At 41.9% G+C, this 7,909-nt stretch carries 6 protein-coding genes and 1 pseudogene; 5 read left to right on the top strand and 2 right to left on the bottom strand.

Annotated features, from left to right (window positions below; translation table 11 throughout):
* The first annotated feature begins 212 nt into the window (after positions 1–212).
* The 4 genes from HMPREF2686_RS08330 to trxA all read left to right on the top strand — a co-directional run bounded on the left by HMPREF2686_RS08330 (position 213) and on the right by trxA (position 4,534).
* Complete coding sequence (locus HMPREF2686_RS08330) at positions 213–2,864, top strand: Cna B-type domain-containing protein (RefSeq protein WP_070450233.1); 2,652 nt, start codon at positions 213–215, stop codon at positions 2,862–2,864.
* A gap of 410 nt (positions 2,865–3,274) precedes the next feature.
* Complete coding sequence (rpsO, locus tag HMPREF2686_RS08325; RefSeq protein ID WP_003004251.1) at positions 3,275–3,544, top strand: 30S ribosomal protein S15; 270 nt, start codon at positions 3,275–3,277, stop codon at positions 3,542–3,544.
* Between the two features lie 438 nt (positions 3,545–3,982).
* Positions 3,983–4,207 (top strand): DUF4649 family protein, encoded by a 225-nt coding sequence (locus tag HMPREF2686_RS08320; protein ID WP_049475182.1) that lies wholly within the window; start codon positions 3,983–3,985, stop codon positions 4,205–4,207.
* Between the two features lie 12 nt (positions 4,208–4,219).
* Complete coding sequence (trxA, locus tag HMPREF2686_RS08315) at positions 4,220–4,534, top strand: thioredoxin (RefSeq protein ID WP_049475181.1); 315 nt, start codon at positions 4,220–4,222, stop codon at positions 4,532–4,534.
* A gap of 100 nt (positions 4,535–4,634) precedes the next feature.
* Here the strand turns inward: trxA and HMPREF2686_RS08310 are convergent, their stop codons facing one another.
* On the bottom strand, positions 4,635–5,282 hold the full coding sequence (locus HMPREF2686_RS08310) for a hypothetical protein (RefSeq protein ID WP_070450229.1): 648 nt from the start codon (positions 5,280–5,282) through the stop codon (positions 4,635–4,637).
* 74 nt (positions 5,283–5,356) lie between these two features.
* Positions 5,357–7,153, bottom strand: a complete 1,797-nt coding sequence (gene pepF, locus HMPREF2686_RS08305; RefSeq protein ID WP_070450226.1) for an oligoendopeptidase F — start codon at positions 7,151–7,153, stop codon at positions 5,357–5,359.
* 154 nt (positions 7,154–7,307) lie between these two features.
* Here pepF and HMPREF2686_RS08300 point away from each other — a divergent pair.
* Positions 7,308–7,909: pseudogene (locus HMPREF2686_RS08300) on the top strand (hypothetical protein); the annotation flags it as partial.

Here is a 7,909-nt window from a genome sequence, read left to right as displayed (position 1 = left end):
GAATGACCGATTTCTGTCCCACTCTCTATTTTTCTTTGTATCAAAAAAATGTACTTAAAATACAAAAAAAGCATATATAATAGCTTGTCTTCTCAAAGTAAATCGATTATAATGAAAAAAGATGGGTTGTGTATAAAATCACAATATGTAGTGATAATTTTTCGACTCACATACCTTATCTAGTAAACGTAGAAAAAGGAGAAAAATCGTTTATGAAAAAGTGGCTCTATTCTGTTGTGACAACAGTTGCCCTATTTTTACTAGCGGCTTTAGGATTTGCCAAACCCAATAGTCCAGCTAAAGTCCATGCAGATACGATCAATGATGTTGTGACATCTGTAAACATATCGAAATCAACTGGTGGAGCGATTACAGATCCACTCGGTGTTTGGGAGAGTTTTCAAGTTGAAGCAAACTTTGTGTTGCCGAATGGACGTGTAAAAAAGGGAGATCAGACCGTTATTCAACTTGGAGATGACTTTAAGGTCTTTGAAACGGACACCATCGACCTGCTGGATCCAAGTGGTCAAAAAGTTGCGACAGCAACGGTAGATGATCAACGAAAAGTCATTACTGTAACCTATACGGATTATCCTGAAAGAATGGCTAATGTGACAGGGAAACTGCGTTTCTTTGCGCGTGTAGACCACCAAGTCGTCAAAGGTCAAAAGACACTTGATTTTACTCTCACGATCGATAAGAAAGTGATTTCAGGTGGGAATATCGATTACAAAGGGGTGAACCCGGGTGAAAATCCTCCTACTCCAGAAGTCTTTAGCAAATGGGGTTGGACCAACTCAGATAATAAATTAAAATTGACCTATACCTTGAACATTAATCAAGGTCACACTGCCCTTCATAATATTGATATTAAAGACCAATTGGCCTTTACAGATGGGAAGATCAAAGCAGATTCTGTCAACATCCATACAGGAACTTGGCAGATCGATAACGAAGATGGTGCCTATCACTTAAGAGACACTACCAACGTCACCAAGAATTATTCCCCTGTTGTCAGTGCTGATGGGCGTTCTTTAACAGTTCATATCGGTGATCTAGCTCCTGAACAAGGAATGACAATTCGCTATGATGTCTATTTGGACAAGGTCCCAGCCATCAATACTTCCTACAAAAACAATGCGAAGATGACAGCTACAGAAATCAAGGAGCAAAATAAGGTTGCAGATATTCTGTATCAATTCCTTGATGGAGACTTCAATGGTGAGAAATACTCCTTCACTATTCATAAAAAAGGTGAAAATGGTCAGGCTCTTGCAGGTGCTGTTTTTGCTGTGACAGCAGATGATACAGGTGAGCAAGTTGGAACCATTACGACAGATGAGAATGGTGTTGGCACCATTACGGGCTTGATCAAGCAGGCTTATACGGTTAAAGAAATTCAAGCTCCGACAGGCTATGTGCTCTCTGAAGAACCTATCAAGATCAGCAAGGATGATTTTGGAAATGACCTCGCGATTTCTCGTGATGTCGTAAACCAAAAAGAAAAAACAAGCGTTGCTGGTCAAAAGACATGGAATGACAATGACAACCAAGATGGCAAGCGTCCATCAAAAATCACCGTCAATCTCCTAGCAAATGGTGTCAAAGTCGCTTCTAAAGAAGTGAAACCAGATGCTACAGGAACTTGGGCTTATCATTTTGATAATCTCGATGTGGTCGATGATGCTGGCAATGTCATTGCCTACACTGTTTCAGAAGAACCTGTTGAAGGCTATGAAGCGACTATTGAAGGAACCAATATTACCAACAGTCGGACACCAGAAGTTGTTGAGATTCCAGTAACGAAAGTTTGGAAAGACAATGATAACCAAGATGGCATTCGTCCTGACAAGGTCACTGTTCGTCTCCTTGCAGATGGTACAGAAGTAGCTAGCCAAGAGCTAAGTGCAGCGACTGATTGGAAGACAGTCTTTACCAATCTTCCAAAATACAATCACGGCAAACAAATTGTCTACACAGTCACAGAAGACACCGTAGCCAATTACTTTGCTGCGATTGATGGAACAACCATTACCAATAGCTACAAGCCAGGTAAAACCAGCGTCACTGTTACAAAACGTTGGGAAGACAACAATGACCAAGATGGCAAACGTCCAAGCACCATTAAGGTACAGCTCTATGCAGATGGCAAAGCTCAAGGAAAAGAAGTGGAACTTTCTGCTAAAAATAACTGGACTCATACCTTTAGCAATTTGCCTCTAAAAGCGAAAGGCAAAGAGATTCAGTACCAAGTGAAAGAAGTTGGAACAGTCAAAGGCTATACTAGTACAGTTGATGACAGTAACAAGGGAAATGTAGTGATCACTAATAGCCGCACGCCAGAAGTAACGGAAGTAGCGGTTAAAAAGATCTGGGATGACGCAGACAACAAAGATAGTCTTCGTCCTGAAAAAATCACAGTTCGTCTCCTTGCGGATGGTCAAGAAGTGGCTGTAAAAGAAATTACAGCTACTGATAATTGGCAGGCAAGCTTTACGGATCTACCCGTATACAAGGAAGGTAAGAAGATTATTTACACCATTACAGAGGATCCAGTAGTTGGTTATACAACAACTATTGATGGTTTCACGGTAACCAACCGTCATACGCCACCAACAACACCACCGACCACACCACCAAGTACACCGCCAACGACACCACCGACCACTCCACCAACAACACCTCCTACAACGCCGCCAAGCACACCGGAGAAACCAGAAACTCCAACCACACCAAAAGAAGGGAAGAAAAAAATTCTTCCATCAACTGGTGAAGTTGTTGCTTACGGGTTGACCATACTCGGTGCACTCTTAGCAATTTTTGCTTTGGCTTTGCTCTTGCGTGGTAAACGGAAAGAGAAATAAGCTTCATACCGATAATGAGGCTGGGACAAAAGTCCTAGCCTCTCAGTTATCTTTGAATTGTCGAGCAAGACGCAGCGGTTGACTGGGCTCTACTACGCTGATTTCATCAGCTTTTACAGCCCTACACAACTGTGCGGAGGTGGGGCGACGAAATCGAATTCTAACGAATTACCGATTTCTGTCCCACTCTCTTTTGAATAAGTTGCTTGAAGAATGTTCCATCAAACCGTCCAAATTCCCAAGGTTCTTTTTAGAAAAGAGAAAAGCTCCTCTCAAAGGAAACATAAGTGTTTGACAGAAAGATGAAATCTTGGTAGAATAAGAAGGTCGAATAGACAACTAACTCTTTCTTGGTAGCAGGATATGCCAAACCTGCCACTCGGATAGAGCATAAAGAAAAGGAGCTTATCATGGCAATCTCAAAAGAGAAAAAAAATGAAATCATTGCACAATACGCACGTCACGAAGGTGACACTGGTTCAGTAGAAGTACAAGTTGCTGTCCTTACTTGGGAAATCAACCACTTGAACGAACACATCAAACAACACAAAAAAGACCACGCTACTTACCGTGGTTTGATGAAGAAAATCGGTCGCCGTCGTAACTTGTTGGCTTACCTTCGTACAAACGACGTTAACCGTTACCGTGAGTTGATCAACTCTCTTGGACTTCGTCGTTAATTCAAGATACAAAGGCCGTCAAAAGCACAAAGCAAAAATAGGAAAATTGACGAAGAAGCTTCAGCTTCTAGGAGATTTTATCTTTTTTGCCAAGTGCTTAGGCCGTGTTCAATTGAGCATATCTTGAAAATAAGGCTACTCTAGTTGAGTAGCTTTTTTGTTTTTTGTCACCTTGCCTCGATATACTCGAGTATAATCTTCGGCTTCGGTTCCTAGCATCGTAAGGTAAAATAGACCAGATCTATCTCCCTTCGGGGAGATTTTTTGTTTTCACCAAGATTTTAGCCCGAGCTCAAAACAGCTCTCTGGATTCAGAGGGCTTTTTTCTTGTCTTTTCCTTATCGAACGAGATTCATCATTCTGAGGAAGTCGTTTTATTTGACAGATGTAATGTCTAGAGTTACAATTGATGCATCATAAGAAATAGAGGTTATCGATATGATTGAAATTACATATCTAGACAGTGCAAAACAAGAAAGAGTCATGCATTTTGATTCCTACGAAGAGTTTGAACGCTCCCAACAAGCTTGCTTGATTGGGGTAGCAGATTTTTATCCTGTTGTGAAACTGACCTATAATGGGCATGAGTTGGATTACCAAGGGACTTACGGGGATGTTTTCTTCTATTTGATGAAGCAAGATTTGACGCAGTACCAAAACTAAAGGAGAAAGAAAATGGCAAAAGCAATTACAGACGCAACATTTGAAGCAGAAACAAAAGAAGGTTTGGTCTTGGTAGACTTTTGGGCAACCTGGTGTGGTCCATGTCGCATGCAAGCTCCTATTTTAGAAAAATTATCGGAAGAACTTTCGGAAGATGAGTTAAAAATCCTAAAAATGGATGTGGATGAAAATCCAGAAACAGCGCGTGCTTTCGGCATTATGTCCATTCCAACCTTGCTCTTTAAAAAAGATGGGCAGGTTGTTAAACAAGTAGCAGGAGTGCATACCGCAGCACAAATTAAGGCAATTATTGCTGAGTTGAATTAATCACAAAACACTCCCATTTGAATATGGGAGTGTTTTTTACTATATAGTTGAATTATTTGTCTAACTTTTTGGGGTCAGTACAGCTACCTAACACTCTTCATTAATCCGTCACGGCACCTGTTCCATCAAAGCTCCAAGTCTCTTTGACATAAGTTGTCAATTGATCTATTGTTTTTTCATCGCCAACACATACAATGTTATATACCTTATCATCCTTTTGGAATGTCCAGAGAATAGTATAATTGCCTGATTTAAGACTCATATTTACTTGAATTGCTTCGTTTCCTCCAACGGTAACAGAAGATCTTGAAATCTTAACGACTTTATTTGTTTTGTTCATGCCACTTTCAAATCTTTTAGCCATCATATCAGGACCAAATTCCTCTCCTTCAGCTACATTTGCTTTTTCTCTATTGGAGGCATTTAAAATAATAGCATAATTACCACTTGGATCTCTGTATTCAATGTTATCTCCATTTTCTACAGATTCATATTTTTTCCAGTTACTCGGGATATTGACATATCCATAATCTGCTGAACCGATTCGTTTAGTTTCTTCAGAACTCTGATCACCATCTGATGTTTTTTTCTCTACCTTACTACTCGATTCTATAGTCTCTTTCACCACACTAGTGGAAGTAGATTCCGAAGATGATGGCCCACTGGACTCTTTCTTTGGACTGCTACAAGCAACAAGACTAACTAAAGACAAGACTGCAACAGCCACTAGTAGGGGCTTATTTTTCATGTTATCTCCTCATTGATAGATTTTTACTAACTAGTCTAACATATTCGCCAATGAATTCCTCACGGAATAAGTATCTATTCTCCCAATTCGGCACTGTAAGCAATGATTTGATCGACAGTGTCTGAAAGGAATTGGATGGTGTCGCGGAGTGGTTTGTCAGTCGAGATATCTGCTCCGATGATCATGGCTGACTCAAGTGGGGTCTTGCTGCCACCTGATTTAAGGAGGTCTAGCCAATCTTTCGCTCCATTTTCGGAGTTCTTCAAATGCAAGTATCCCGCTGTTGAGATAACCAAGCCAGCTGAGTAGGTGTAGCTGTAAAGCCCCATGTAGTAGTGGCTTTGGCGCATCCAGGTCAAGGCTGCATCGTCATCGATTTCAACGGCATCTCCCCAGAACTCTGTCAAGACTTCCTTCATGATGCTATTGAGTTTGCTAGCGCCGAAGGTTCCACCTTCTTCGATCAAGGTGTAGACCTTGCGTTGGAAGGCTGCTTCCAACAAGTGAGTGATGAAGTTGTGGAAGTAGGTATCTGTCAAACGGTGAGCCAAGGCAAAGCGTTTTTGACGAGGGTCGTCAAACTGGTGTTCCAAATAGTCGCTGAGGAGGAGCTCGTTAAAGGTAGAAGGAGCTTCCACATAGTAGGTCGACATGTGGGCGTTGAAGTAGCTTTGGTTGTTGTCTGAGAATATGAATTGACCAGAGTGTCCTATCTCGTGGATCAGGGTGTAAACATCACTCATCCGTCCTGTCCAGCTCATGAGGACATAAGGATGGACGCGGTATGGGTCAGCTGCATAACCACCGGAATCCTTGCCTTCATTGGCCGCGAAGTCTACCCAGCGTTCGGTTTGGTAGCGAGCAATTTCGCGGGAGTATTCTTCTCCAAGAGGTGCCACAGATTTCATGACCAAGTTATAGGCATCATCAATAGTGACATCTGGGTTGAGCGCACTGTCCAAGTCCAACTTCCAATCAGCAAAGGTCATTTTTTCAAGGCCGTTGACCTTGGCCACGTGTTTGAGGAATTTTTGAGCGACTGGAGCAAAGTCCTTCATGATCAGGTCAATCTGACGATCAAACATGGCCCGATCCACTTCCTGCTCAGCCAAGAGGTAGTCAAAGACAGAGTCGTAGCCTCGCATATCTGCAATCAGTTTTTCAGACTTGACTTGAGCTAGATAGGTAGCAGCAGCCGTGTTTTGGTGCTTGCGGAGACCTTCTGAGAAGGAACGAAAGGCTTTTTCACGAACTTCTGCATTCTCATGGTTTTGGTAGAAGTTTTCATAGGTAACAAAGCTATTCTTGTAAACTTTTCCATCCACTTCAAAATCAGCCATTTCAAAGTCGCCTGCCCGCATCTTGGTATAGATGTCTTGAGGTCCGTAGAAGACTTCACCCAGGTTGGTCAATGTTTTTTCCACATTAGCTCCCAAGTAGTGAGCTTTTTTAATTTTAGCCTGACGAATGGCAAAAGTGAGGTGAGGGAGTTGCCCCAGGCGTTCGAGGACTTCTTCATCCGCTTCTACTAAAGCATCATCAAAGAAGGAAAGTTCAACGCTTGCCCAAGTTTCGAAATCCATCCCCGCTTGAGCAATCTCTGCGAAAGCTTCATCACCAAAGTCAGTGGTTTGTGGCATAAAACTGTAGTTGCCAATGTGGCTGAGTTGGATCTGAATTTGTTCAAAGACCGCAAAGGCAGCTTCAAAGTCTTCAAAGGTGTGGAGGTTGCCCTTGTAGTTACGGACAAATTCATTGATTTCTTCACGTGTTTTTTCAATGGCACGCAAGAAGTCTTCCTGGTCTTGGTAAAGGGCTGTGAGGTCCCAGAGTTCGTTCTCAGGAAATTCAGAACGTTTTTTTAATTCCATAATGTTCTCCTTTTGATCGGTATTCTTCCTTAAGTATAGCAGAAAATAGGACAGAAACATAGAGGGAGAGGGGAAAATGCTTGTTTGAAAATCTTGAAAGAGCTGGAAAAATTGACCATTTTTGATATACTAGGATAGAAATGAGGAGGTTTTTATGAAAAAGGTTATGATTTCACTACTGGCGGGTGCGTCCGTTCTAGCTCTGGTGGCTTGTACGCCCAAACGCTATGAACGCCAAAGTAAACCAAAGACAGCAACGTCATCATCGGTTAAAAAAGAAAAGAAGGATACGGGTCAAAAGTATTATCAAGAGGTTTTGGAGCGGTATGCTAAGTATGATACAGCTCTTAAAAATGGCGATAAGTCAGGCCTGTTTGCGGAATTAGGTAAGATAAAATCTGGCTCAGAAGAAAGCATCTATCTAGATGCTTTGGAGCGCTTAGGAACTCCGGTAACCTTCCAATACGCTTTTACAGACTTGAACAAAGATGGTGTGGATGAGCTCTTGGTGTCCAATCAATACACTGGAAACAAACAATATGTTTCTGCCATCTATTACCTCAAGGGTCAAGAAGCCGAATTGCTCCATACAGCTTATACAGCTGCGGTTGGTGGCTATCGCTCCAGCCTAGACCTTTTTGATAATGGGCAAATTGTCTACGCCACTTGGCAATCTGTGAACCCAGACCGGGAATTGACCCTTTATTCGCTAGGAAAAGGGGAAGCCAAGGAAGAAAAGAAAGCAACCATTCAAAT

This window comes from Streptococcus sp. HMSC057G03, assembly GCF_001808745.1.
Classification (GTDB): domain Bacteria; phylum Bacillota; class Bacilli; order Lactobacillales; family Streptococcaceae; genus Streptococcus; species Streptococcus parasanguinis_Z.
This window is presented reverse-complemented; position numbering and strand designations above follow the sequence as displayed.